A 22,439-nucleotide genomic window follows, 5' to 3' on the forward strand; every position below is an offset into this window, starting at 1 on the left:
CTCGCCTCAGCCCCGCCGCACCCCGAGCCGCCCCTCAAGCTGGGCCAGCAACTCACCGAGCAAGCCGCTGAGTTGGCCCTGCACATCCGTGTCGAGCACGGAGAGCACCACCGTCTCGTAGGCGAGCTGTTCCGGCAGGATCGCGTCGACCAGCTCACGCCCGGCGTCGGTGAGGCGGACGTGGGCGACCCGGCGGTCGCGGGCGTCGGCCCGGCGGTCGACCAGCTGCCGTTCCTGGAGCTGCTTGAGCCGCTTGGTGACCGCCGCTCCCGAGGAGAACGTCTCGCGGGCCAGCTCACCGGGCGTCAGCTCATGTCCTGTGCGGCGCAGCGCGCCCAGCAGGTCGAACTCGGCGCGGGTCAGACCGGCCCTGCGCAGCGGCGCGTCCTCGGCCTGCTGGAGGAGGGCCGCGCAGCGGTTGATGCGGCCGATCACCTCCATCGGCCCGGTGTCGATGTCGGGGCGCACGGCCTGCCACTGCCGTACCACCGCGGCCACGGTGTCCCCGCCGGGACCCGTCACCGGACCGTTCTCTGCTCTCATGCTCGTGCGCCCTCCCAGGCGTCGGCGGCCCTTTCGCCGGGCCGCGTCCCCTGACCGCTCCGACCGCTCTGACGACGGACTGTCGCCGCGAGCGTACGGTGTCCGGCGCGCTCGGCCGCGATCACCCGCTGTTCGGGCAGGGCGCGCTGCCACCATTCCCCGGCGGCCGCGTCGGCTGCGGCGCGCAGGTCGACGAGGGCCGCGGTGAGCCGGCGCCGGGCGGGTTCGACCGCGCCGCCCGTTCCCGCGAGGCCGGCCTCGGCCCGCTCCCGCGCCTGCTCCACGGCCGCCACGGCCTCCTCGATCCGGTCGGCGGCGCGCCGGTTGGTGACGAGGACGGCGGCCGCGACGCCGAGCACGGCGCCGACGAGGGTGTCCACGACACGGTCGAGGATCAGCTCACCGGGCTGCTGGAATCGCGCGAACTCCGTCACGAGCAGCGCCATCGGGGTCACGCACACGCTGCCCAGCCAGTAGTTCCGGCTGATCAGGGCCTCGGCGCCGAAGGCGAGGGCGAGGCAGCTGACGATGAGTTCCGCGTGGCCGAGGTGGGCGAACGGCGCGATGGCGGCGAAGGCGAGCACCCCGACGAGGTTGCCGACCACGCGCTGCACGCCCCGGTTCCAGGTGAGCGTGACGTTGGCCTGGTAGAGGGAGGCGGCGGTGACCAGGGCCCAGTAGGGGCGGCCGATGCCGAGCGCGAGCGATCCGTATCCGGCGAGCGCGCAGCCGAGCGCGGTGCGCAGCGCGATGGGCAGCAGCGGGGAGCCGGGCGTGAGTCGGCGCCACAGCGCCCCCTTGACGTCCGCCCCGGCGAGCTCGGCGGCGACGCCGATGAGTTCGTCGCGCTCGCCGGGGCGTACGTCGCTGGGGCGCGGGACGGCGCCCGTGCCGCGCAACCCGGCCGCCCAGGAGCGCAGGGCGGCGGGGTCGGCGGTGGCGGGGTGGGCGAGGGCCTCTTCGGCGCGGACGACGAGGCGGGCCAGGGCGCGCCGGGCCTCGGCGCGCCGGGCCCCGGTGGCGAGCAGCGACTGCCAGGCGGCGTGCACGGCACCGGCCGCGGCGGCGCGGACCCGCTCGACGGCGGGCCCGGAGTCCGCGCCCTCGGCGACCTCGGCGTACGCGGCGGCGGCGCGCAGGGCGCGGGCGGTGGCCCGGCGCTCGGGGCCGTGCGGGCGCACCAGGGCGGGCGCCATGCCGACCAGCCAGGCCACGGCTCCCCCGGCGAGCGTGAGCGCGAGGTGGCCCGGCACCTGCCCGAGGCTCTGCGGGGCGAAGAGCGTGGCCGAGCTGATGAAGGTGAAGATCAGGTGTCCGGGCGGCCCGATGCGGGTCGCGTCGCACAGCGTCTTCTGCGCGGCGGCGAGGACCGCGCCGACGGCGACGAGGACCGCGGCGGAGCCGGTCAGCGAGGCCGTGACGAGGGCGACGGCCACCCCGGCGGACATCCCGGCGACGACCCAGGCCAGGGCGCGCGCCCTGGCGGCGTACGGAAGGTGGTGGGCGTACAGGGCGCAGAACGAACCGGCCATCGTGTACATCACGAGGTCGAGCCGTCCGAGGGCGAGCAGGATCAGGTTCGGCAGCGCGTTGGCGACGACCACGCTGCACGCGGGCTTGAACCAGATGTCGGACGGCTTGCCCGGGCGCAGCACGCCGGCAAGCGGAAGCCTGCGGACGCGGGCGGGGCGCGGGGTGGGACCGGAAGCGGGGTGCGGGGATGGCGGAGTACTGCTCATACCTAAAACATTAGCAAGTGTTTTACCTGGAAACGATCCACCTTGGGGCCGCCGAGCCCCCCTGTGCTCCCCGTGCACCCCCGTGCGCTCGCGTACGGCCGCGCGGCCCCGGGCATCGACCCGACGACGACGCGACAAGGAGCCCGACAACATCTCGGCAGGGGGAGGTACGCGGTGCACGGACCGGCGCAAGCCGCCTGGCTGCTCGTCGCACTGTGCGCGGTGAGCGGTTCGTACTGTCTGCTGCGGATGCGCAGCCGGATCGAGGAGCAGCGCCGCACCGCGGGAGGCGAGGCGCTCATGGGCTTCGGGATGGCGGTGATGGCCGTGCCCGCGGCCACCGTCGCCCTGCCGCGCTGGGCCTGGCTGGGCTACGCCGCGGTGTTCGGGACGGCGACGCTGCACGCGCTGTGGGCGGCGCGCGCGAGCCGCCACCATCTCCACCACCTCGTCGGCGCGTTCGCGATGGTCTACATGTCGGCGGCGATGATCACGACGCCGGGCGCGCACGCGGGTCACGGGGGCGCGGGCCTGCCCCCGCTGACCGGCGCCCTCCTGCTCTACTTCGCCGGATACGTCCTGTGGTCCGGCGCCCGGCTCGCTCCCTCGGGGCCGCTCGCGGCGGGCCGGGGCGGCGGCTCGGCGGTCCTCGGCTGGGGGGACCGGCCCGAGCTGGCGCTGGCGTGCAGGCTGTCGATGGGCATCGGCATGCTGGCCATGCTGCTGACGCTCTAGGGCCTGTCTGACAATTCCCGCCTGCCTCGCGACGCCATGCACGCACTCTCGCCGCACCGGGCGCAGAGCCAAGTACATCCAGTACGAGGCCCTACGCCCGGCACGCCGAGAGCACGCACCTGACGCCGCGAGGCCGCCCTCCGGGCGACGACGCGAATTGTCAGACAGGCCCTAGCCGCGGCGCCGCCCGGAGCGTGCCCGCAGTTGCCCTGCCTGGGCTTTTAGGGCATGCCCGAAAAGGATGGCCCCGGACGTCGGCGTCGGACAGTCTGGCCGGACCGCCGGACCTGACGGAGCGAATCTGACCCGCCCGTCTATTGGCGCACGTCTGTAGTCACACATCTGTAGTCACACGTCTGTAGTCACACGTCTGTAGTCGACATCTCAGGGGGAACCGACGTCATGCGCATTCGGTTGAAGATCGGCAGTGCCGCGGTGGCCGTGGGCGCCGTCGTGGCGCTCGTAAGCTCGTCGAACAGCGTCCCGGCGGCCGAGGTGGAACTGGACCGGGTGCAGCCGGTGGCGGGGACATGCCCGTACAGCGGGAGCCACCCGGAACTGACCCGCAGTGACAGCTACTCGTCCGCCGTCAAGCACGCCCAGTGCCTGTGGAACACGCAGAACGACCTGCACGGCGGCCGGAAGCTGATCAACCAGGACGGGTACTTCGGTTCGGACACCTATTCAGCCATGCGTCGTATCCAGAGTGCGTGCGGGATCACGGTGGACGGGATCGTGGGCCCTGACACCTGGAAGTGCCTGCACCCGGATCAGTCCCCGAACCCGAAGTACAAGGCAGGGGTGTGGCCCGTCGACTAGCCGATGCCGTCGAGCGGCGCGGACGTGCGTCAGCCCCGACGGGAGTCTCGTCGGGGCCGCTGTGTACGGAATTGCTCGCCGCCCAGGACATCACCTGCCCGGCACGGCCTCAGTGGGCGATCAGCGCGGCCAGTACGGTGAGGTTGTCGATCTGCCAGTCCGCCGCCTCGGCCACGGCCGGGTCGTCCGCCCACAGGTGTCCCCACGGGCCGCGGCGGATGTGCGCGGTCCGCAGCCCGGCCTGCTTCGCGGGGAAGACATCGTGCGCGGGATGGTCGCCGACGTAGAGCGTCTCGCGGGGCCCGGCCTGGGCTACTTCGAGCACGCGCGCGAAGAAGGCGGGGTCCGGCTTCGCCACGCCCCAGTCACCCGCGGTGACCACCAGGTCGGCGGGCAGGTCGAGGTCGCGCAGGAGTTCGGCGGCGCGCGAGGACTCGTTGCCGGCGATGATGACGCGGACCCCGAGCTTGTGGAGGCCGCCGAGGGCGGGCCGTACGTCGGGATAGAGATCGGCCTCGCCGAGGTGCTCGCCCCGTCCCGCCGCCTCGCGCGCGTGATGGGCCGAGGCGATGTCCATGTCCGGGCTGATCAGGCGCAGAGCGTCGAGGCCGTCCCCGCCCTGCGCCACGACGGCGCCGACGAGCGCGGAGACGGTGTGCCGCGGCACCTGCAGCCAGTCCGCCCAAGAGGCCCAGTAACGGTCGTCTTTGGTGAGGGTCTCCCCCACGTCGAACACGATGGTCTCGATCATCGTCCGACACTACGGCGTCCCGCCTTCCGCACGCGGGCGCCACTCGGCGGGCGGCGCGGAGCGAACCGATCAAGCCCTCTTTCGTACGCGCCTTTCGTACGCGCCTTTCGTGCGCGCCTTTCGTGCGCGCCTTTCGCACCCGACGTCCCGCGCCCGCCGTGGCGTCCGTCACTTGAGGAGGCAGCCCATACCCTTGGCAGCCGGGCCCTCATAGGCTGGGCGGCATGATGGTCCCCGTCGCGCTGTTGCTGCTGGGCGCCCTGACCGCAGTCCTCGCCCCGCGGATGCTCGCGCGGGCCGACTGGCCGGAGCGCGAACCCGTGGTCGCGCTATGGGCCTGGCAGTGCGTGGTGGCGGGTGTCCTGCTCTGCTGCGCGCTCTCGATGACGCTGAGCGCGGCCGCCGCGTGGCAGGCCGTGCGGGGCCACCTCTTCGCGCCGGCCCCGCACGCCGTGGTCGAGGCGTACGCCCTCCAGGCACCGGGGCCCTGGGCCGCGGCCACGGCCGTGACGCTGGCCTGCGGCGGCGTGTGGACCGCGGCGATGCTGACGCGGGAGATCGCGCTGGCCCGGATCCGCAGGTCCGGCCGCCGGGCCGAACTCCTCGTGCGCGCCCCCCTGTTGCCCGGCGAGGAGCCGGGCGCCGACCGCCTCGTCGTCCTGGAGGGCGAGCGCCCGGATGCCTGGTGGCTGCCGGGCCAGGCGCCCCAACTGGTCATCACCACGGCCGCGTTGCGTCGCCTCAAGGGACGCCAGCTCGACGCCGTGCTCGCCCACGAGCAGGGGCACGCGCAGGCGCGGCACGACTGGCTGCTGCACTGCTCGGGCGCGCTGGCCGCAGGGTTTCCGCAGGTCCGGGTCTTCGCGGCGTTCCGCGACGAGATGCACCGCCTGGTGGAGCTGGCCGCCGACGACGTGGCCTCGCGCCGCTTCGGCCGGCTGACCATCGCGCTCGCCCTGGTCGAACTGAACGAGGACCGCGGCGTCTTCGGCCCCTGCCCGACGCCGCAGGCGCACGTCCCGCAGCGCGTCAAGCGGCTGCTCTCCGCCCGCCCGCGCCTCACCGCGGGCCGCAGACTCCGCCTGACGGCGACCGCGGCGCTGGTGCCGGTGATCCCCGTTCTGGTCACGTTCGTACCGGGCCTGCGCGCCCTGGGCTAGGGCCTGTCTGACAATTCCCGCCTGTCTCGCGACGCCATGCACGCACTCTCGCCGCACCGGGCGCAGAGCCAAGTACATCCAGTACGAGGCCCTACGCCCGGCACGCCGAGAGCACGCACCTGACGCCGCGAGGCCGCCCTCCGGGCGACGACGGGAACTGTCAGACAGGCCCTAGGTCCGTTTCCTGCGTGGCGGCGCTGTTCCGCGGCGACGGCGAGGCGCCGCGCCGCGTGCCCCGGGATGGCCTTCCGCCCACTCCGTCGGCGAGGATCGCTGCATGTACCCCGCACCACTGGACTCCCCGACCCGACCGGCCGCCCACCGGGCGGCGCTCGCCGCCGTGCTGTTCGGCGTCCCCTCCGTGCTGCTGCTCCTCCTGGTGGAGTTCGAGTGGGGCCCGCTGATCTCGCTGGACGAGGACATCTCGCGGACCACGCACCGCTGGGCGGTGGCCGACCCGGGCGTCACCCGGGCGAGCCGCATCCTCACCGACTGGGTGTGGGACCCGTGGACGATGCGCGCGCTGTGCGCGGTGGTGGTGATCTGGCTCGCCGTGCGCGGCGCCCGGTGGCTCGCGCTGTGGCTCGCGGGGACCTGCCTGGTGGCATCCGCGGTGCAGCAGTCGCTGAAGGCCGCGGTGGACCGTCCCCGCCCGGTGTGGCCGGACCCGGTGGACTCCGCGCACTACGCGGCGTTCCCCTCGGGCCACGCGATGACGGCGGCGGTCGTCTGCGGCCTGCTCCTGTGGCTGATGCGGCTGCACGGCGCGGGCCGGGCACCGTGGCGGGCGGCCGTGGCCCTCGCGGTGCTGTCCGTGGCAGGCGTGGGCCTGACCCGCGTCTGGCTCGGCGTCCACTGGCCCACGGACGTCCTCGGCGGCTGGCTGCTCGGCGCGCTGACGGTGGCCCTGGCCGTCGTGACGTACACCCGCGGCCCCGGAAGCCGTACGGATCCACGGATCACGTGACACTGACGAACGCGGCGCGGCCCCGACGCCGCGGTGGGGCCGTGGCAGGCCTCGGCCCCACCCACGTCCGGCCCGGCATGCACTGGCCCACGGACATCCTCGATGGCTGACTGCTCGGCGCGCTGACAGTAGCGCCGGCCGTCGCGACATACGCCTTCGGACTCAGCACGGGCCCGGCGCCGTGGCGGGGCGACCGCGCAGAAGTCGGCCGACCCGCGCGGCGCCCACTGGCCCACAGGCATCCCCGGCAGCCGCCTGCACGACACGCCGACAGTGGCGCCGGCCGTCACGACACACACGCACGGACCCGGCAGCCATGCAGAGCGCCGGGCCCCTCGGGAATGCCGCCCGGCGGGGAGGCCGTCCCCATCAGGCCACCGCCGCGCTCCCGCCCCGAACCCCACTTGACCGCCCGTCGGCCGCTCCCGGAGGATCCTGCCCATGACGATCAAGGGCGTGCTCTTCGATTTCTCCGGGACGCTGTTCCGCGTCGAACCCACCGAGGCCTGGCTGCGCGCCGTGCTCGACGACCTCGAAGTCCCGCTCGGCGAGGGGGAGTCGGCGCGGACCGCCGCCGCCCTGGAGCGGGCGGGAGCGCTGCCCGGCGGGGCCGCGCCGGTGGCGGTGCCCGCGCACCTCGCCGAGCTGTGGGCGGTCCGCGACCAGTCCGCCGAGCTGCACCGCGCCGCGTTCACGGGCCTTGCCCGCGAGGTGCCCCTGCCCGACCCACGGCTGTACGACGCGCTGTACTCGCGGCACATGGCCCCGCAGGCGTGGCGCCCCTACGACGACGCGGCGGACGTCCTCGCGGGGCTGCGCGAGCGGGGCGTCAAGGTCGGCGTGGTCAGCAACATCGGGTGGGACCTGCGGCCCGTCTTCCGTTCCCATGGCCTCGACCCGTACGTCGACACGTACGCCCTGTCCTACGAACACGGCATCCAGAAGCCCGACCCGCGCCTGTTCGCGCTGGCCCTTGAGGCGCTCGGGACCGATCCCCGCGACGCCCTGATGGTCGGCGACGACCGGCGGGCCGACGGCGGCGCGGCCGGCCTGGGCTGCGCGGTGCACTTCGTCGACCATCTGCCGGCCGACCGGCGCCCGGACGCGCTGCGGCCGGTGCTCGGCCTCGTCGGTTGAGCCGTGGGGCGCCCGAACCACCTGTGAGCAGGCAACACTCCCCCGCGGTGTTGCCTGCCCCAGGCCGGCCCGGCCCGTGCGGGACCCATGAAGGCCCTCTCACGCGACCAGCTGAGTATATTGGCTCAGAGCCAGTCAACGCAGGAGTTACAGAATGTCCCCGCGTAGCCCATCGGTCAATGAAGAGCTGCGCAGGCGTTCCCGCGAGCGGCTGCTGCAAGCCACGGTGGAACTGGTGGCCGAGCGCGGCTACGAGGCCACGACCCTCGGCGACATCGCCGACCGGGCGGGCGCGGCCCGCGGCCTGGTCTCGTACTACTTCCCCGGCAAGCGCCAGCTGCTCCAGTCGGCCGTGCACCGGCTGATGCACCGCACCCTGGCGGCCGCCCTGGAGCGGGAGCCGAGCCCCGCCGGCGGTGTGGACGGTGCGGAGCGCCTGGCGCGGGCCATCGACGCGATCCTGGGCCTCGCCCGCGACGAGCCGCTGCTCATGCGCACGCACATGGCGGGCATCCTCCAGGCGGAGGGCTTCGTGCAGTGCCCGGAGCAGCAGCGCCTCGCCGAACTGCTGCGGGACACCGTGGCGCGGTACGGATCGGGCGACGTCGACACCGACTATCCGCTGCTGCGCGCGCTGCTGATGGGCGCGGTCTTCGCCCTGCTCATCCCGGGTGCGCCGATGCCGCAGGCGACCCTGCGGGCCGAGCTCTTCCAGCGGTACGAACTGGACTGGAAGCTGGGCGTCCCGCCCTGCGGCGCACCGCCCGAGAGGATGTCCGGCTGCCTGCCGGCGCGGCCTCCCGGACCGGAGTAGCGGGGCGGGCGCGGGAGGCGGGGCGGTGCGCCGCAGGCATGGCCGGAAAGCGACGGTGAGTCCGAGGGCCGAAGGACCGGCACGGGAGTCGTCTCGCATCCGTGCGCGCTGACCGTGCTCCCACGCTCCTGACAGCGGGCACCCCGAGTGCGATCCTGAAACCGTCCCGAGGTCGCCTCGCGGAGGGAGCACCATGGTGCTGCACGTCGCCGTCGTCGGTTCGGGTCCCAGTGGGGTGTACGCCGCGCAGTCCCTCGTCCAGCAGGACCGGGTGCCGGGAGTGCGGGTCGACGTGCTCGACCGGCTCCCGTGCCCGTACGGCCTCGTGCGGTACGGCGTCGCGCCGGACCACGAGAAGATCAAGTCCTTGCAGGGCAGCCTCCGCACCGTCCTGGAACACGACCGCGTGCGCTTCCTCGGCGGCGTCGAGATCGGCCCCGGCGGGCTGCCTCCCGGCCGGCTCCTCGGTCTGTACCACGCGGTGGTCTACTGCGTCGGCGCGGCGGCGGACCGCCGGCTCGGGGTGCCGGGCGAGGATCTGCCGGGCAGCCACTCGGCGACCGAGTTCGTCTCCTGGTACAGCGCGCATCCTGATGTGCTGACGGACGGTTTCGAACAGGACGGTTTCGTACGGGGCGTGGAGTCGGCCGTCGTCATCGGCGTGGGCAACGTCGCGGTGGACGTCGCCCGCATCCTGGCGCGCGGCGTCACCGAACTGCTGCCCACCGACATGCCGGACGCGGCGCTCGGCGTCCTCGCGGGGAGCCGGGTCCGCGAGGTGCACATGGTGGGGCGGCGCGGGCCCTCGCAGGCGCGGTTCACCACCAAGGAGCTGCGCGAGCTCGGCTCGCTCCCGGACACCGAAGTCCTCGTGGATCCGGCGGAGCTGGCACTGGACCCGGCGTACGCCGACCCGTCGGGGCTGCCCGCCGCGAACCGCCGCAACGTCGAGGTGCTGCGCGGCTGGGCCGAGCGTCCCGCGCGCGGTCTGCCCCGGCGGATCCACCTGCGGTTCTTCCTGCGTCCTGTCGCCCTGACGGCGGGCGCCACGGGCCGTGTCGCCGGGACGCGGTTCGAGCGCACGCTGCCGGACGGCCGGGGCGGGGTGACGGGTTCGGGGCGGTACGAGGACATCCCGGCGCAGCTGGTCCTGCGCTCGGTCGGCTACCGCGGGGTGCCGCTCGAAGGGCTGCCGTTCGACCCCGACCGCGGCACGGTGCCGCACGCGGTGGGGCGGGTGCTGCGCGACGGGGCGCCGTCCCCGGGTGAGTACGTGGCCGGGTGGATCAAGCGCGGCCCGACCGGTGTCATCGGCACCAACCGCCCGTGCGCCAAGGAGACGGTGCAGTCACTGCTCGACGACGCCCCCGAGCTCGTACGGAAGGACCTCGCGGAAGATCCTCTGGCCGGGCTGCGCGCGGCGGGGCTGCGGCCGGTGGAGTGGCCGGGCTGGCTGGCGATCGAGCGGGCGGAGGCGGAGCTCGGGCGTTCGCTCGGGCGGGGCGTGGTGAAGATCCCCGACTGGGCGGGGCTGCGGCGGGCGGCGCGGGGCGCGGAGCGCTAGCGCGGGGCGGCGCCTCGCCGGGCGAAGCCGCAGAGCGGACCGCGCGCCGGTCATAGGCCCCGCGAGGCGTCCCGCCCGGTGACCAGCAGCAGGCGCCCACCACGCCAGGCACAGGCACAGGCACAGGCACAGTCGCCGAACCGTCCCGGCAGACGAACCACAGCGGCAAGCCGCACGGCGCGGGGCCACCGGACCGCCCAACAGACCACGTCGCGGGGCCGCCCCCCGTCAGGCGTCGGTGCCGAGCCGTTCCGCCTGGTGGGTGGCGGCGGCGAGGACGCTGTCGAGGAGGCCGGGGAAGAGCGCGTCGAGGTCGTCGCGGCGCAGTGCGCTCAGCTTGGCCGTGCCGCGGTAGATCTGCCGGATCACCCCGCTCTCGCGCAGCACCCGGAAGTGGTGCGTGCTCGTCGACTTGGTGACGGGCAGTCCGAAGTGCGAACAGGAGAACTCGGCGCCTTCCTCCCGGGCGAGGTCCCGGACCACCCGCATCCGCATGGGGTCGGCGAGGGCGTGCAGCACCGCCTCCAGCCGGATGTCCGCCGGCTCGGGGTGGGCGAGCGTCCTGCCGCTCGCGGTGGCGGTCGTCATGACGGCTCCCCTCGTCCGGTGTTCCTGCGCGTGCCCCTGCCCAGTGCTCTCCCGCGCGCGCTCTCCGCCATTGTACGAGAACCACCGTAGTTTGACATTCAACGTACTACGAGGGCTACCGTACGAGGAGATACCAGCCGCGAGGAATGGAGTCCGCCGTGAGCGCGCTGTTCGAGCCGTACACCCTGCGATCGCTGACGATCCCGAACCGGGTCTGGATGCCCCCGATGTGCCAGTACTCGGCGCCGCCGGAGGGCCCCCAGGCGGGCGTCCCGCAGGACTGGCACTTCGCGCACTACGCCGCGCGCGCCGCCGGCGGCACGGGCCTGATCATCGTCGAGGCCACCGCCGTCAGCCCCGAAGGCCGCATCAGCCCCTATGACCTGGGCATCTGGAACGACACCCAGGTCGAGGCGTTCCGCCAGACGACGGCGTTCCTCAAGAGCCAGGGCACCGTCCCCGGCATCCAGATCGGGCACGCCGGGCGCAAGGCGTCGACCGACCGCCCCTGGAAGGGCGGCGCCCCGCTCGGCCCGGAGGAGCACGGCTGGCAGAGCGTCGCGCCCAGCCCCGTCGCCTTCGACGAGCGCCACCCCGTGCCGGCCGAGCTGTCCGTCGAGGGGATCCGCGAGATCGTGGGCCAGTTCGCCGACGCCGCGCGACGCGCGCTGGACGCCGGGTTCGAGGTCGCCGAGATCCACGGCGCGCACGGCTACCTGATCGGCGAGTTCCTCTCCCCGCACAGCAACAAGCGCACCGACGCGTACGGCGGTTCGCATGAGAACCGCACGCGCTTCGCCCTCGAAGTGGTCGACGCCATGCGTGCCGTCTGGCCCGAGGACAAGCCGCTGTTCTTCCGCATATCGGCCACCGACTGGCTGGAGGAGGCGGGCTGGACGGCCGACGACACCGTCCGCTTCGCCGCCGAGCTCAAGGAGCACGGCATCGACCTGCTCGACGTGTCCACGGGCGGCAACGCGGCAGGCGTCCGCATTCCCGTCGGCCCCGGCTACCAGGTGCCGTTCGCCGCGCGGGTGAAGGCCGAGACGGAGCTGCCGGTCGCGGCCGTCGGCCTGATCACCGAGGTGGAGCAGGCCGAGAAGATCGTCGCCAACGGCGAGGCGGACGCGGTCCTGTTGGGACGGGAGCTGCTGCGGGACCCCTCGTGGGCGCGGCGCGCGGCACGCGATCTTGGCGGCGAGGTGCATGTGCCGGAGCAGTACCACCGGTCCGTCTGAACCGCCCTCGCCGCCGGGGCCGGTGGGCAGGCCGCGTACTCCGCGCGCCTACCGGCCCCCGCACGACGTCTCGGCGAGGGCCTCGAACTCGTCGTCGGTGGGCTTGTACTGCTGCTCGTAGCCGGCGACGCGTTCGGTGATGCTGCGGAAGTACATCTGGAAGGTCAGCGTCCACCGGGTGTCGAGGAAGCGCTTCAGGGCGTCGTTCAGCTTGCGGCAGTCCTCCTTGTGGCCCTCGCGCAGGCCGATGCCGTAGAACTGCTGCTTCTTCACCGTGATGTTCCGTACGACCTTGACGTCGTCGGCGTACCGCGGGTCCTGCGCGAAGCCTTCCAGGATGATCTTGTCCGTCCAGACGGCCTCGAAGTTCCCCCTGATCAGCTCTCTGACGCAGGTCTTGTAGCTGTTGCGGCGTTCGACGTCCACATGGGGCCCCAGCGCGTCACGGACCGCCTTCTTCGCCTTCTTGTCCGTCTCGCTCTTGGGGTCGCCGGTGGAGCCGTGCACACTGCACACTCGCTTCCCGTCGACGTCCGCCAGTCGGTTGATCCCTCTCTCGTCCTCACGCACGAGCACGCCCTGATAGGTCTTCAAGTAGGGGGCGGTGAAGTCGATCTCCTTGTCGCGCGGCGCGGTGATGGAGTACGTGGCGACCACCAGGTCCATGCTGCGTTCGCGCAGGACCTTCTCGCGGTTGCGCGACTGCACGTCCCAGTCGGCCGCCCTGAAGCCGAGGTCGGTGCCGAGGAACTGCACCAACTGCGCCTCGAATCCCGCGAAGTCGTCGTCCTCCTCCCTGAGCGTGCTGAAGCCGGGCTGCCCCTTCTTCACCGCGATGTTCAGCGTCTCCTTGTCGAACAGCGAGGGGCGCCCGCCCCCGTCCGGGCCCGCGGAGCGGGTCGGCGACGCGGTGCCCGTGCCGCCCCCGCCGTCGGATCCGCCGCCGCACGCGGCGGCAAGGGAGAGGGCGAGGACGCACGCGGCGGTGACGAGGCGACGGCTTGGCGCTTGGCGGGGCATGACACTCTCCTTGGGCTTACCGGCGGTACTCCGCCTTCTCCAGCGTGAGCTCGACCCGGCAGTCCGCGCTGCCGACGAGTTGGAGGTCGACCGCGACCTCGGGTCCGGGATCGGCGAGCGCGAGGGTGGTGGTGAACGTCTCCTCCAGGGCGACGGGCGCCTTGGCCTCGATGTCGCCGCCCAGGAACCCCAGCTTGCCCATGCGCAGGCAGGGCGACGCGCCGGCCACGCTGTCCCCCGCCGTGAACGTCAGCCGCAGCCGGTTCTTGTCCCCCGGATCGGCGTCCACGACGAGCCCCACCGTGGCGTCGGCGGCGATCGTGTCCCCGTTCAGACGCGCGTCGCCCGACACGTTCTCGGGCCGGGCCGCGAGGAACCACCACGAGGCGCCCCCGACGAGCGCGACGACGAGGAACGCGGCGAGGAACGCCAGCAGGTGCTGCGTGACCTCCTGCCGCTCGTCCCGACGCGCGTAGAGCGTCATCGCGGATACGTACGCGATGAAACCGCCGCCCGCGAACGTGAGAGCGGTCGCCGAGTCGCCGATGCTCACGATCGCGATCGCGACACCGACGAGGGTCAGCATCAGCACCAGGTGCACGACGAAGAGCACCGAGAAGTAACGCCTGCCCTCGGGGTCCGGCGCTCCGATGCTTGCTCCGGCGCCCGCTCCGGTCTCGGCGCCGGTGTCGGTGCCAGTGTCGGCGCCGGCCTCAGGTCGGGCCGGCTCGGCGTCCGGGCGGACGGGTTTCGACTCCGCGGCCAAGTGGCGCCCTCCCCCGCGCGAGTGGTGCGTGTGGAGGGCAAGGATGCCACAGAGAGTGACGCGAAGGCATCACCTTACGTAGGAGTGCGGCGAGTTAGGGAAACTCCCCGCTGGTGACCGTCCACTCGGATCACGTGGATCTCATGGGTCACTCGGGAATGGCCGCCAGCGTGAAGGAGTGGCCCGCCGGGTCGGAGTACGTACGCGTGTCCCGCGGCCCGTTGTTGTTCTTGGTGTCCACCGGGCGCGCCCCGAGGCCGACCGCCTCACGCTCCGCCTCGTCCATGTCGTGCCGGGCGACCATGATCCGCACGTGCGCCTGCTGCGAGTCCTCGGGGCGGGGCCAGCTCGGCGGGATGTAGTCGCGCTCCCTGTGCACGGCGAGGCAGACCCCCGACTCGTTCGTGATCTCCACGTAGTCGGGGTCCTTGCTCAACCGGACCTCCGCGCCGAGGAGTCCCGCGTAGAACTCGGCCAGGGCCTCGGGCTCGGAGCAGTCCAGTACGAGCACGGCGTTCTTGTGGACGGTCATGGTGTGCGGGTCCCCCCTGCCCGCCCCGCCAAACGGGGCGCACGCGGGGCCACTTGGCGGGCCGGGGGCGCGCAGGGCGGGCTACCCGGAGGTTTTCGTTCCGCCGCCATGGGCACTCGGGCGCCCATGGAGTGGTTGCAGAGGGCTGCCTGCGTCGACGAGGATCCGGACCTCTTCTTTCCCGTCGGTACGACAGGCCCCGCGATAAGGGATCTCGCCGCCGCCAAACGTGTCTGCGCCCGCTGCCCGGTGAGCGGCGAGTGTCTGGCGTGGGCGCTCAGGACCGGTCAGACGGCCGGCGTGTGGGGCGGCACCTGCGAGGAGGAACGGGCGGCCCTGCGCCGCGCTGACCTCACCGCCTGACGGTCCACTCGTCCTCGTACTTCGCGTACGTCCCGTCATGCTTCGCGAGGTGCACGAACTGGTCGACGTATTCCTTGAACTCCTCGTCCCCGCGTGGCATCGCGTACGCCTTCTCCGAGAAGGTGAAGGGCTTGTCGGGGTGGAGGGCGCAGAGTTCGGGGTGGATCCTCGACTCGTAGAGCGTCTCGCTCGCGTCCGTCATCATGACGTCCGCGCGCCCGTCGATGATCTCCTGGAAGATCGTGGTGTTCTCGGGGTGCGGCTTGATCGTCGCCCGCTTGATGTTCGCCCTGGTGAACTCCTCGTTCGTACCACCGGGGTTGACGACGACCCGCACGCCCTTCTTGTCGATGTCCTTCAGCGTGCCCGCGCCGAACCGGTCCTTGTCCGCGCAGCGCACGATCGGCGTCTTGCCGTCCTCGCGCGTCGGTTCGCTGAAGTAGACCTGGCGGGCGCGCGCCAGTGTGATCGAGACGCCGCCGACACCGATGTCGCAGCGGCGCGCGGCGACGTCCCCGGTGAGGTCCGCCCACGTCGTCGCGGTGAACCTCGGCTCGGCGTCGAGGCTCTTCGCGAGGTCGCGCGCCATCTCGATGTCCACGCCGCTGTACGTCCTGCCGGCGGGGTCCAGCTTCGTGAAGGGCGCGTAGTCACCGGTCGTGCAGACCTTCAGGACACCTTTTCTCGGCACCGCGTCCAAGAGGCTCCCCCGGTAGGGGCGTTCCGGTTGCTTGGCCGCGCCCGGCGACGCGGGCGCGGCGGCGGTGACGGCCAGCAGGCAGGCGAGGGCGGACAGAGTGGCGGCACGCTTCACGGGGGCTCCTTTGCGCTGCGGGCGGGCTCGAAGGGATCACCCTCGCAGACACGTTCCGCCGCCTGCACCCCCTTCTCACCCTGCGAGCGGCGCCAGGACGACCGGTGTCAGGTCCGGACCCTCACCCGCGTCGTACGCGTCCTCGTCGAACGGGTAGAGCGGCCGTACCACCCGGTGGTGCCCGAGGCGCGGCAGGTCCTGGTCGACTCCGCCGGGGGTCAGGGCGAGCAGCCAGTCGGCCGCCATGTCGTACAGCTCCGGCTCCAGATAGCCGATCTTCACGGCCACGATGTCGTACGTACGCGGATCGATGCCGAGGCCGCCGTCCTCGGGGCCCATGAAGTCGGCCAGGGTGTGGAACGGCTTGCGGCGTTCGACGAGGATCACGGTGAGGCCGCCGGTGCGTACGGCCGCCATGTCGACCCCGCGGTCGTACGCGCCGCCCTCGGCGCGGTCCTTGTGGTCGGTGGCGCGCTGCAACGCGACGACGGTGCCGGTGAGTTCGTACGGCCCGCCGTGATGCGTGTCGACCTTGCCGCCGACGCTCAGCGTCACCTGCGCGCCCACGCCCGCCGCGAAGCATTGGGCCACGGCGGCCGGGTCGGTGATGCCGGGGTGGACGGCGGTGACCTTTCCGGTGCGGATCGCGTCGTGTTCGAGGAGCTTGCGCAGCATGTACGCGAGGTCGCCCGCGCCGCCCGCCGTCGGGTTGTCGCCCGAGTCGCTGATCAGGAAGGGCCGCTTCGTGGAGGTCACGGCCCGCTCCACGCACTCCTCGGCGGTGCCCGTGGGGCCGACGAAGACGAAGTCGCGGCGCGCGTCCCAGTAGCGGCGGGCGAGCTTCCCGGCCTCGGTGGCGGCGCGTCCGGCATCGTCACCCGTGACGACGACGGCGGCCTGGCAGCGGGGTTCGTCGGCCCAGGCGTAGCCGACCCAGAGCGCGGCGTCGAGGATGCCGGGCAGCCGCTCGATGTCGGCGAGCGAGGCGTAGAGGGACTTGGCGGGTTCCAGGCGGGTGCTGGTCTTCTCGCCGGGGAGGAGGACGGGGATCTGCACCCAGGCGCGGTGCGGGCGCGTGCCGTCGAGGAGGCAGCGCACGAGGTTGCGGGCGGCGCGCTCGCGGGTCTCCCAGGCGTCCTCGTGCGGGGCGAGGCGGTGGGCGGTGAGCAGGTCGACGGGCTCGGCGAAGCGGCGCGAGACATTGCCGTGCAGGTCCATGGCGGCGGAGAGCACGGGGCGCCCTGTGCCGTCCGGGGTGCCCACGGAGTCGAGGGCCGCGCGGACCGCCTCGGTGAGGTCGGCCTCGGCGTCGGTGAGGCCGACGACGCTCATCGCGCCGTGGATGTCGTAGACGAGGCCGTCGAGGGGGCCCGCGCTCCGTATGCGCGTGACGAGTTCGTCCTTGAGGGTCAGGTACGACTGCGCCTCCACCGGGCCGCCGGGCAGCGAGGTCGCGTGGAGCAGCGGCACCCATTCGACGGTGGCGGCGAGGTCGGAGCCCGGCTGCGTCCAGGTGTAGCGGTCGAGGAGGTCCTGGCCGCGGGTGCGGCGGAAGTCCTCCGTGGTGGAGCGGTGCGGGCAGAACGTGGAGGACTCGATGCCGATGCCGCCGATGCCGATGCGCAGGCGGCGGTTGGCGGTGGTGGGGGTCATGCGGGTGCGCTCTCTTCCTGGGGGGCACGGGCAGGGTCGGGGCCGGGTCCCGGGAGGGCCGCCGGGGTGGTCGGCAGGTGCCTGCGCAGCGCGGTGAGGCCCGCGCCGAGAAGGCCCGCGTCGACCCCCGTGACGGTGGTGGTGATCTCCAGGTCGGCCGTGGCGAGGGGCAGACACCGCTCGTAGAGCACGCCGCGCACGGCGGCGACCAGGGGCTCGGCGGTCGCGAGTACGCCGCCGAGCGCCACGGCCTGCGGGTTGAAGAAGTTGACGACGACGGACAGGACGGTGCCGATGTGCCGTCCCGCGGTGCGGACGAGGGTGGTGGCCCGCGGGTCCCCGTCGGCGACGAGGCGCAGCAGGTCGCTCGTGTCGCTCACCTCGACGCCGTGGAGGGCGAGTTCGCGGATGAGGGCGGCGCCGCTGGCCACGGTCTCCAGGCAGCCGATGTTGCCGCAGCTGCACGGCCGGTCGCCCGCGGCGTCCACGCGGACGTGGCTGATGTCGCCGGCGCTGCCGTTGGCGCCGTCGTGCGGGCGTCCGGCGGAGATGACGCCGCTGCCGATGCCGCGCCCGGCCTTGACGACGACGAGGTGGTCGAGTCCGGGGCGGGCGACGCGGTGTTCGCCGACGGCCATCATCGTGGCGTCGTTGTCGACGGTGACGGGAAAGCCGAGGCGTTCGGCGAGCACGTCACGCAGCGCGTAGCGGTGCCAGCCCGGCATGCGGGAGGGGCTCAGGACACGGCCCGTCCCCGGCTGCACGGGCCCGGGGAAGGCGACGCCGAGCGCCCGTACGGTACGGCCCTCCTCGCGCTGGCGTGCGACGAGCCCGTCGACCTGCCCGCAGAGCCAGTCGACGGCGGACTCGGGGCCCGCGGTGATGTCGTGCGGCAGGTCGACGGCGTCGCTGACGGTGCCGCCGAGGTCGACCACGCCGAGCCGCGCGTGGTGGCTGCCGAGGTCGGCGGCGACCGCCACGCCTCCGTGTGGGGCGACCCGCAGCAGCCTGGGCCTGCGGCCGCCGCGGGAGGCGCCCTCGCCGGACTCGGTGAGGAGCCCGGCGTCGACCAGTTCCTGCACCCGCAGGGAGACCGTCGAGGCGGCGAGGCCGAGTTCGCGTACGAGGTCGGCCCGTGACGAGGCCGTACCCGTGGAGACCAGGTGGACGATGTGCTGTGCCGATCCTGGTTCGCCGAGTGGTGTTCCGGCCATGCCGCCCCCAGTTGCTCACCTGTCGTGCGAGGCGCCCCGCACTGTTCTTTCGCGCCGTTCCGTAGCGCTTCTTCTTCGCGATGTTCCTTCGTCGTTCGGCCGAACACTAGGGCTCACCGAATCAAGTACGCCACCCCCACCGGGTTTTCGAGTTCCCGCCGAATGAAGTATTGACTTGTTTTTCCGGCACGGCCTAGCGTTCGGGCGCCGCTCCGTCGTTCTCCGGCACGGAGGCCGGCCCCGTCCCCCTTGGAGGCCCATCGCCATGCGCTCACTCAGGTCCGCGGCGGCAGCCCTGCTCCTCCTCGCGGCGGCCCTCACCGGCTGCACCCGCGAGGGCGGCCGCATCGACATGGGCCCCACCGGCGGCACTCCGGTCGAAGGCGGTACGGCGACCATGGCCCTGCCGCCGGCCGCCACCCCCAACTGGATCTTCCCGATCGGCGCGCCCGGCTACGGCGCCTCGTACAACTACGGCATCCAGTCCCTGCTGTTCACGCCGGTCTACGACGCCGTGCAGGACAAGGAGAAGGACGAGCTGACGACGCACGGGCCCGGCACGCTGGGCCTGGAGCCGAGGTACAGCGACGGCAACAAGACCGTGACGGTGCCGCTGCGCGAGGGCGTGACATGGTCCGACGGCAAGCCGGTCACCGCCCGCGACCTGGAGTTCTGGTTCCGCCTCGTCAAGGCCAACAAGGCGGAGTGGGGCAGCTATTCGGTCGGCACCATGCCGGACAACGTCAAGCGGTTCGAGACCCTCGACGACCACACCGTGCGGCTGCGCCTGACCCGTGCCTACAACCCGGACTGGTTCACCGCCAACCAGCTCACGCTCATGCGGGCCCTCCCGCAGCACGCCTGGGACGCGAAGACCGACGGCGGCAGGATCGGTGACTGGGACCGCACGCCGAAGGGCTCCAAGGCGGTCTTCGCGCGCCTCACGAAGCACGCGAAGAGCCTTGGCTCGTATGGCTCCGACCCGCTCTGGAAGACGGTCAACGGCCCCTGGAAGCTGGCCGAATGGCGTGACAGCGGCCAGGTGACGATCGTGCCGAACGAGAAGTTCACCGGCCCGGAGTCCGAACGCCCGCACCTGGACAAGGTGGTCTTCAAGCCCTTCACCACGGCCGACTCCGAGTACAACGTGCTGCGTTCCGGCGGCGTCGACTACGGCTACATCCCGCCGTCGGTGATGGCGCAGAGGGAGAAGTTCGAGAGCAAGGGCTACCGCGTCGACCCATGGGAGGGCTGGGCGGCGACGTACATCGTCTACAACTTCAACTCCACGCGCGGCGGCCCGCTGATGGGACAGCTCTACATCCGCCGGGCCATGCAGCACCTCGTCGACCAGAAGGCGATGAGCGACGTCATCTGGCAGGGCAGCGCGACACCGACGCTGGGCCCGGTGCCGGCCACGCCGAAGAGCCAGTACCTCTCCGAGGCCATGGGAAAGAACCGCTACCCGTATGACGTCGACAAGGCCCGGCGTCTCCTCACCGCGCACGGCTGGCGCGTCGAGGACGGCACCGCCCGCTGCGTACGCCCCGGAACCGGCGAGAACCAGTGCGGCAAGGGCATCGCGAAGGACACCCCGCTCGAACTGACCCTCCTGTCCCAGTCCGGTTCCACCGAGACGACGAACATGATGCAGGAGCTCAAGTCGTCCCTGTCCAAGGCCGGCATCGAACTGTCGGTGCGCCAGCAGCCGCTGAACTCGGTCCTCGGCAACTCCGTGCCCTGCACGGCGAAGGACCCTGGCTGCGCATGGGACATGTCCTTCTTCGGGACCGCCGGCAGCTGGTACTACCCGCTCAACCCGAGCGGCGAGCAGCTCTTCTCCACCGGGGCCTCCGCCAACTTCGGCAACTACAGCGACGAGAAGGCCGACCGCGTCATCCGGGCCGTGCAGTACTCCCCCGACATGAAGGCAGTCCACGAGTACGGCGAGTACCTCGCCGAGCAGCTTCCGGTGATGTGGATGCCCAATCCGGCGTACCAGGTCTCGGTCATCCGCAACGACCTGCGCGGCATCGAACAGAACCCGACCGTCACCTTCGCGCCCCAGCACTGGTACTACGTCAAGAACGCCAAGAAGAGCGGCACGGAGAAGGGCGTGGAGAGCGGCACGCTGAAGGGAGCCGTGAAGTGACCGGCTTCACCGGCTTTCTGGTCAAGCGTTTCCTCCAGGCGATCGTCGTCCTCTTCCTGGTGTCGGTCATCGTCTTCGTGCTCCTGCACCTCCTGCCGGGCGGCCCGGCCCGCGCCATCCTCGGCCCCAAGGGCACGCCGCAGCAGATCGAGCACTTCAACCACCAGCAGGGGTACGACCGTTCACTGCCGACGCAGTACGCGATGTACCTGAAGCGGCTGCTCACCGGCGACCTCGGCGAGTCCTTCAAGCTCAACTCGCCCGTCCTGGACCTGCTGAAGCAACGTCTGCCGAAGACGCTGCTCCTGACCGTCCTGTCCACCGTGCTCGCCGTCGTCATCGCCGTCCCGCTCGGCCTGCTCCAGGCCGTGCGGCGCGGCAAGCCCGTCGACTACGCGCTGACGGGTCTCGCCTTCCTGATGTACGCGACGCCGGTGTTCTTCCTCGGCCTCATCATGATCATCCTGTTCGCGCAGGTCATGCCCATCTTCCCGGCGGAGGCGCCCCAGGGCGAGACGATCGGTGAACTCCTCGGCGACTTCACCGGGTTGATCCTGCCGGTGGTCACCATGGCCTTCGGCATCATCGCGATGTTCAGCCGCTACATGCGCTCGGCGGTCCTCGACAACCTCACCGAGGAATACGTCCGCACCGCGATGGCCAAGGGCCAGTCGAGCCGCCGCGTCATGGTCCGGCACGTCCTGCGCAACGCGCTCATCCCGCTCGCGACCCTCCTCGGCCTCTACCTGCCGACGCTGTTCAGCGGCGCCCTCGTCGTCGAGTCGATGTTCAACTACCCGGGCATGGGGCTGCTGTTCTGGAACGCGGCACAGGGCTCCGACTTCCCCGTACTCCTCGGCGTGACCCTCGTCGTCGGCGTCGCCACCGTCGTCGGCTCCCTGCTCACCGACATCCTGTACGCCGCCCTCGACCCCCGGATACGGAGCGTGGCATGAGTACCACCGCCGCCCCTGTCACCGCCGCCGGCCAGGAGGAGACGGCGCGGGCCACCCCCTCCCTCGCCCACCGCACCCTGCGGGTCTTCACCGGTAACAAGCTCGCCCTGACGGGCGTGGCCGTCCTCGCCCTGCTGCTCGCCTTCAGCTACCTCGGGCCGCTCCTGCACCCCACCGAGCAGGTGCACACCGACCTGTCGCAGGCGAACCTCCCGCCCGGGAGCCCCGGCCACCTCCTCGGCACCACCGACCTCGGCTACGACATGGTCGGCCGTCTGATGGTCGCCGGCCGGACCTCGCTGGAGATAGGCCTGGCGGCGGGATTGCTGGCCACCCTCTTCGGCACCGTCTACGGCGCGGTCTCCGGATACTTCGGCGGCTGGGTCGACGCCGCGATGATGCGCGTCACGGACGCGGCGCTCGCCATCCCCGCGATGTTCCTGCTCGTCGTGGTCGCCGCGATCATCACGCCCGACAAGGGCGTCCTGGTCGTGATCATCGCGGCGGTCGCCTGGCTCTCCCCCGCCCGCCTGGTGCGCGGCGAGGCCCTGGCGCTGCGCGACCGCGAGTACGTCCAGGCCATGCGGATGATGGGCGGCGGCGGCACCCGCGCCGTCTTCAAGCACATCGTGCCCAACGCCATCGGCACCGTCATCGTCAACTGCACCTTCCAGATCGCCGACGCCATCCTCTACGTCAGCTACCTCGCGTTCCTCGGCCTGAGCATCCCGCCGCCCTCGGCCGACTGGGGCTCCATGCTGTCCGCCGGCATCACCTACACCCAGAACGGCTACTGGTGGCTGATCTTCCCGCCGGGCATCGCGATCGTGCTGGTCGTCGCCGCGTTCAACTTCATCGGCGACGGGCTGCGGGACGCGTTCGAAGTCCGGCTGCGAAGCTGAGAGGAAGACCAG

22 protein-coding genes are annotated in these 22,439 nt (G+C 72.3%); 12 read left to right on the forward strand and 10 right to left on the reverse strand.

From position 1 onward, the window contains the following. Nucleotides 1-6: 6 nt before the first annotated feature. Together ACF062_RS33845 and ACF062_RS33850 are read right to left on the reverse strand one after the other, a co-directional pair. Nucleotides 7-543, reverse strand: a complete 537-nt coding sequence (locus ACF062_RS33845; protein ID WP_392143408.1) for a MarR family winged helix-turn-helix transcriptional regulator — start codon at nt 541-543, stop codon at nt 7-9. Next, entirely contained in the window at nt 540-2,282 is a 1,743-nt protein-coding gene (locus ACF062_RS33850; RefSeq protein WP_392143409.1) for an FUSC family protein, read from the reverse strand. Before ACF062_RS33850 ends, ACF062_RS33845 begins: the two co-directional genes overlap by 4 nt. Before the next feature lie 174 nt (nt 2,283-2,456). Between ACF062_RS33850 and ACF062_RS33855 the strand changes: the two genes are divergently transcribed. Both ACF062_RS33855 and ACF062_RS33860 read left to right on the forward strand, forming a co-directional pair. Beyond that, nucleotides 2,457-3,017 (forward strand): DUF5134 domain-containing protein, encoded by a 561-nt coding sequence (locus ACF062_RS33855; RefSeq protein ID WP_392143410.1) that lies wholly within the window; start codon nt 2,457-2,459, stop codon nt 3,015-3,017. A gap of 402 nt (nt 3,018-3,419) precedes the next feature. Beyond that, complete coding sequence (locus ACF062_RS33860) at nt 3,420-3,836, forward strand: peptidoglycan-binding protein (RefSeq protein WP_392143411.1); 417 nt, start codon at nt 3,420-3,422, stop codon at nt 3,834-3,836. Between the two features lie 109 nt (nt 3,837-3,945). Here ACF062_RS33860 and ACF062_RS33865 read toward each other — a convergent pair whose 3' ends face one another. After that, nucleotides 3,946-4,587, reverse strand: coding sequence for an HAD family hydrolase (locus ACF062_RS33865; RefSeq protein WP_356576354.1), 642 nt, complete (start codon nt 4,585-4,587; stop codon nt 3,946-3,948). A 224-nt stretch (nt 4,588-4,811) separates the two neighbouring features. Here ACF062_RS33865 and ACF062_RS33870 point away from each other — a divergent pair, with 224 nt between their 5' ends. From ACF062_RS33870 to ACF062_RS33890, 5 genes are all read left to right on the forward strand, one after another. Next, entirely contained in the window at nt 4,812-5,747 is a 936-nt protein-coding gene (locus ACF062_RS33870) for a M56 family metallopeptidase (RefSeq protein ID WP_356576356.1), read from the forward strand. Between the two features lie 277 nt (nt 5,748-6,024). Continuing rightward, entirely contained in the window at nt 6,025-6,714 is a 690-nt protein-coding gene (locus ACF062_RS33875) for a phosphatase PAP2 family protein (RefSeq protein WP_392143412.1), read from the forward strand. Between the two features lie 441 nt (nt 6,715-7,155). Further along, nucleotides 7,156-7,851 (forward strand): HAD family hydrolase, encoded by a 696-nt coding sequence (locus tag ACF062_RS33880; protein WP_392143413.1) that lies wholly within the window; start codon nt 7,156-7,158, stop codon nt 7,849-7,851. A 154-nt stretch (nt 7,852-8,005) separates the two neighbouring features. Further along, nucleotides 8,006-8,665 (forward strand): TetR/AcrR family transcriptional regulator, encoded by a 660-nt coding sequence (locus ACF062_RS33885; RefSeq protein WP_223773327.1) that lies wholly within the window; start codon nt 8,006-8,008, stop codon nt 8,663-8,665. Nucleotides 8,666-8,861: 196 nt separating this feature from the next. Further along, nucleotides 8,862-10,229 (forward strand): FAD-dependent oxidoreductase, encoded by a 1,368-nt coding sequence (locus tag ACF062_RS33890; protein ID WP_392143520.1) that lies wholly within the window; start codon nt 8,862-8,864, stop codon nt 10,227-10,229. 228 nt (nt 10,230-10,457) lie between these two features. On the opposite strand, the gene ACF062_RS33895 is transcribed toward ACF062_RS33890, so the two are convergent. Next, nucleotides 10,458-10,817: an ArsR/SmtB family transcription factor gene (locus ACF062_RS33895; RefSeq protein ID WP_392143414.1), complete on the reverse strand. Its 360-nt coding sequence runs from the start codon at nt 10,815-10,817 to the stop codon at nt 10,458-10,460. Between the two features lie 158 nt (nt 10,818-10,975). Between ACF062_RS33895 and ACF062_RS33900 the strand changes: the two genes are divergently transcribed. Next, on the forward strand, nt 10,976-12,055 hold the full coding sequence (locus tag ACF062_RS33900; protein ID WP_392143415.1) for an NADH:flavin oxidoreductase/NADH oxidase: 1,080 nt from the start codon (nt 10,976-10,978) through the stop codon (nt 12,053-12,055). Nucleotides 12,056-12,103: 48 nt separating this feature from the next. Here ACF062_RS33900 and ACF062_RS33905 read toward each other — a convergent pair whose 3' ends face one another. From ACF062_RS33905 to ACF062_RS33915, 3 genes are all read right to left on the reverse strand, one after another. Continuing rightward, a complete protein-coding gene (locus tag ACF062_RS33905) occupies nt 12,104-13,075 on the reverse strand; it encodes a transporter substrate-binding domain-containing protein (RefSeq protein WP_392143416.1) in 972 nt (323 codons plus the stop codon). A gap of 16 nt (nt 13,076-13,091) precedes the next feature. Beyond that, nucleotides 13,092-13,841, reverse strand: a complete 750-nt coding sequence (locus ACF062_RS33910) for a hypothetical protein (protein ID WP_392143417.1) — start codon at nt 13,839-13,841, stop codon at nt 13,092-13,094. Between the two features lie 148 nt (nt 13,842-13,989). Beyond that, on the reverse strand, nt 13,990-14,373 hold the full coding sequence (locus ACF062_RS33915) for a VOC family protein (protein WP_223773332.1): 384 nt from the start codon (nt 14,371-14,373) through the stop codon (nt 13,990-13,992). Between the two features lie 126 nt (nt 14,374-14,499). Between ACF062_RS33915 and ACF062_RS33920 the strand changes: the two genes are divergently transcribed. Beyond that, nucleotides 14,500-14,736, forward strand: coding sequence for a WhiB family transcriptional regulator (locus ACF062_RS33920; RefSeq protein WP_223773333.1), 237 nt, complete (start codon nt 14,500-14,502; stop codon nt 14,734-14,736). Here ACF062_RS33920 and ACF062_RS33925 read toward each other — a convergent pair. From ACF062_RS33925 to ACF062_RS33935, 3 genes are all read right to left on the reverse strand, one after another. After that, nucleotides 14,726-15,550 (reverse strand): transporter substrate-binding domain-containing protein, encoded by an 825-nt coding sequence (locus ACF062_RS33925; RefSeq protein WP_392143418.1) that lies wholly within the window; start codon nt 15,548-15,550, stop codon nt 14,726-14,728. The two genes, ACF062_RS33920 and ACF062_RS33925, sit on opposite strands and share 11 nt — an antisense overlap. A 75-nt stretch (nt 15,551-15,625) precedes the next feature. Continuing rightward, nucleotides 15,626-17,203, reverse strand: a complete 1,578-nt coding sequence (locus ACF062_RS33930; protein ID WP_392143419.1) for a M81 family metallopeptidase — start codon at nt 17,201-17,203, stop codon at nt 15,626-15,628. After that, nucleotides 17,200-18,417 (reverse strand): ROK family protein, encoded by a 1,218-nt coding sequence (locus ACF062_RS33935; protein ID WP_392143420.1) that lies wholly within the window; start codon nt 18,415-18,417, stop codon nt 17,200-17,202. The genes ACF062_RS33930 and ACF062_RS33935 overlap by 4 nt, the downstream gene beginning before the upstream one ends. Nucleotides 18,418-18,682: 265 nt before the next feature. Between ACF062_RS33935 and ACF062_RS33940 the strand changes: the two genes are divergently transcribed. The 3 genes from ACF062_RS33940 to ACF062_RS33950 are packed head-to-tail and all read left to right on the forward strand — an operon-like array spanning nt 18,683 to nt 22,427. Beyond that, a complete protein-coding gene (locus ACF062_RS33940) occupies nt 18,683-20,569 on the forward strand; it encodes a peptide ABC transporter substrate-binding protein (protein WP_392143421.1) in 1,887 nt (628 codons plus the stop codon). Then, the gene (locus tag ACF062_RS33945) at nt 20,566-21,525 is read left to right on the forward strand and encodes an ABC transporter permease (protein ID WP_392143422.1); all 960 of its coding nucleotides are present in this window, start codon (nt 20,566-20,568) and stop codon (nt 21,523-21,525) included. The genes ACF062_RS33940 and ACF062_RS33945 overlap by 4 nt, the downstream gene beginning before the upstream one ends. Next, nucleotides 21,522-22,427, forward strand: a complete 906-nt coding sequence (locus tag ACF062_RS33950; protein WP_392143423.1) for an ABC transporter permease — start codon at nt 21,522-21,524, stop codon at nt 22,425-22,427. The genes ACF062_RS33945 and ACF062_RS33950 overlap by 4 nt, the downstream gene beginning before the upstream one ends. Nucleotides 22,428-22,439 lie beyond the last annotated feature (12 nt).

The sequence above is a fragment of the Streptomyces sp. NPDC015345 genome (assembly GCF_043078805.1).
Classification (GTDB): Bacteria; Actinomycetota; Actinomycetes; order Streptomycetales; family Streptomycetaceae; genus Streptomyces.

Coding starts and splice junctions, on each gene's coding strand:
- ACF062_RS33930 (WP_392143419.1), bottom strand. CDS start 17,203: ATGACCCCCACCACCGCCAACCGCCGCCTGCGCATCGGCATCGGCGGC.
- ACF062_RS33865 (WP_356576354.1), bottom strand. CDS start 4,587: ATGATCGAGACCATCGTGTTCGACGTGGGGGAGACCCTCACCAAAGAC.
- ACF062_RS33870 (WP_356576356.1), top strand. CDS start 4,812: ATGATGGTCCCCGTCGCGCTGTTGCTGCTGGGCGCCCTGACCGCAGTC.
- ACF062_RS33950 (WP_392143423.1), top strand. CDS start 21,522: ATGAGTACCACCGCCGCCCCTGTCACCGCCGCCGGCCAGGAGGAGACG.
- ACF062_RS33915 (WP_223773332.1), bottom strand. CDS start 14,373: ATGACCGTCCACAAGAACGCCGTGCTCGTACTGGACTGCTCCGAGCCC.
- ACF062_RS33905 (WP_392143416.1), bottom strand. CDS start 13,075: ATGCCCCGCCAAGCGCCAAGCCGTCGCCTCGTCACCGCCGCGTGCGTC.
- ACF062_RS33860 (WP_392143411.1), top strand. CDS start 3,420: ATGCGCATTCGGTTGAAGATCGGCAGTGCCGCGGTGGCCGTGGGCGCC.
- ACF062_RS33850 (WP_392143409.1), bottom strand. CDS start 2,282: ATGAGCAGTACTCCGCCATCCCCGCACCCCGCTTCCGGTCCCACCCCG.
- ACF062_RS33885 (WP_223773327.1), top strand. CDS start 8,006: ATGTCCCCGCGTAGCCCATCGGTCAATGAAGAGCTGCGCAGGCGTTCC.
- ACF062_RS33875 (WP_392143412.1), top strand. CDS start 6,025: ATGTACCCCGCACCACTGGACTCCCCGACCCGACCGGCCGCCCACCGG.
- ACF062_RS33940 (WP_392143421.1), top strand. CDS start 18,683: ATGCGCTCACTCAGGTCCGCGGCGGCAGCCCTGCTCCTCCTCGCGGCG.
- ACF062_RS33920 (WP_223773333.1), top strand. CDS start 14,500: ATGGAGTGGTTGCAGAGGGCTGCCTGCGTCGACGAGGATCCGGACCTC.
- ACF062_RS33935 (WP_392143420.1), bottom strand. CDS start 18,417: ATGGCCGGAACACCACTCGGCGAACCAGGATCGGCACAGCACATCGTC.
- ACF062_RS33845 (WP_392143408.1), bottom strand. CDS start 543: ATGAGAGCAGAGAACGGTCCGGTGACGGGTCCCGGCGGGGACACCGTG.
- ACF062_RS33880 (WP_392143413.1), top strand. CDS start 7,156: ATGACGATCAAGGGCGTGCTCTTCGATTTCTCCGGGACGCTGTTCCGC.
- ACF062_RS33895 (WP_392143414.1), bottom strand. CDS start 10,817: ATGACGACCGCCACCGCGAGCGGCAGGACGCTCGCCCACCCCGAGCCG.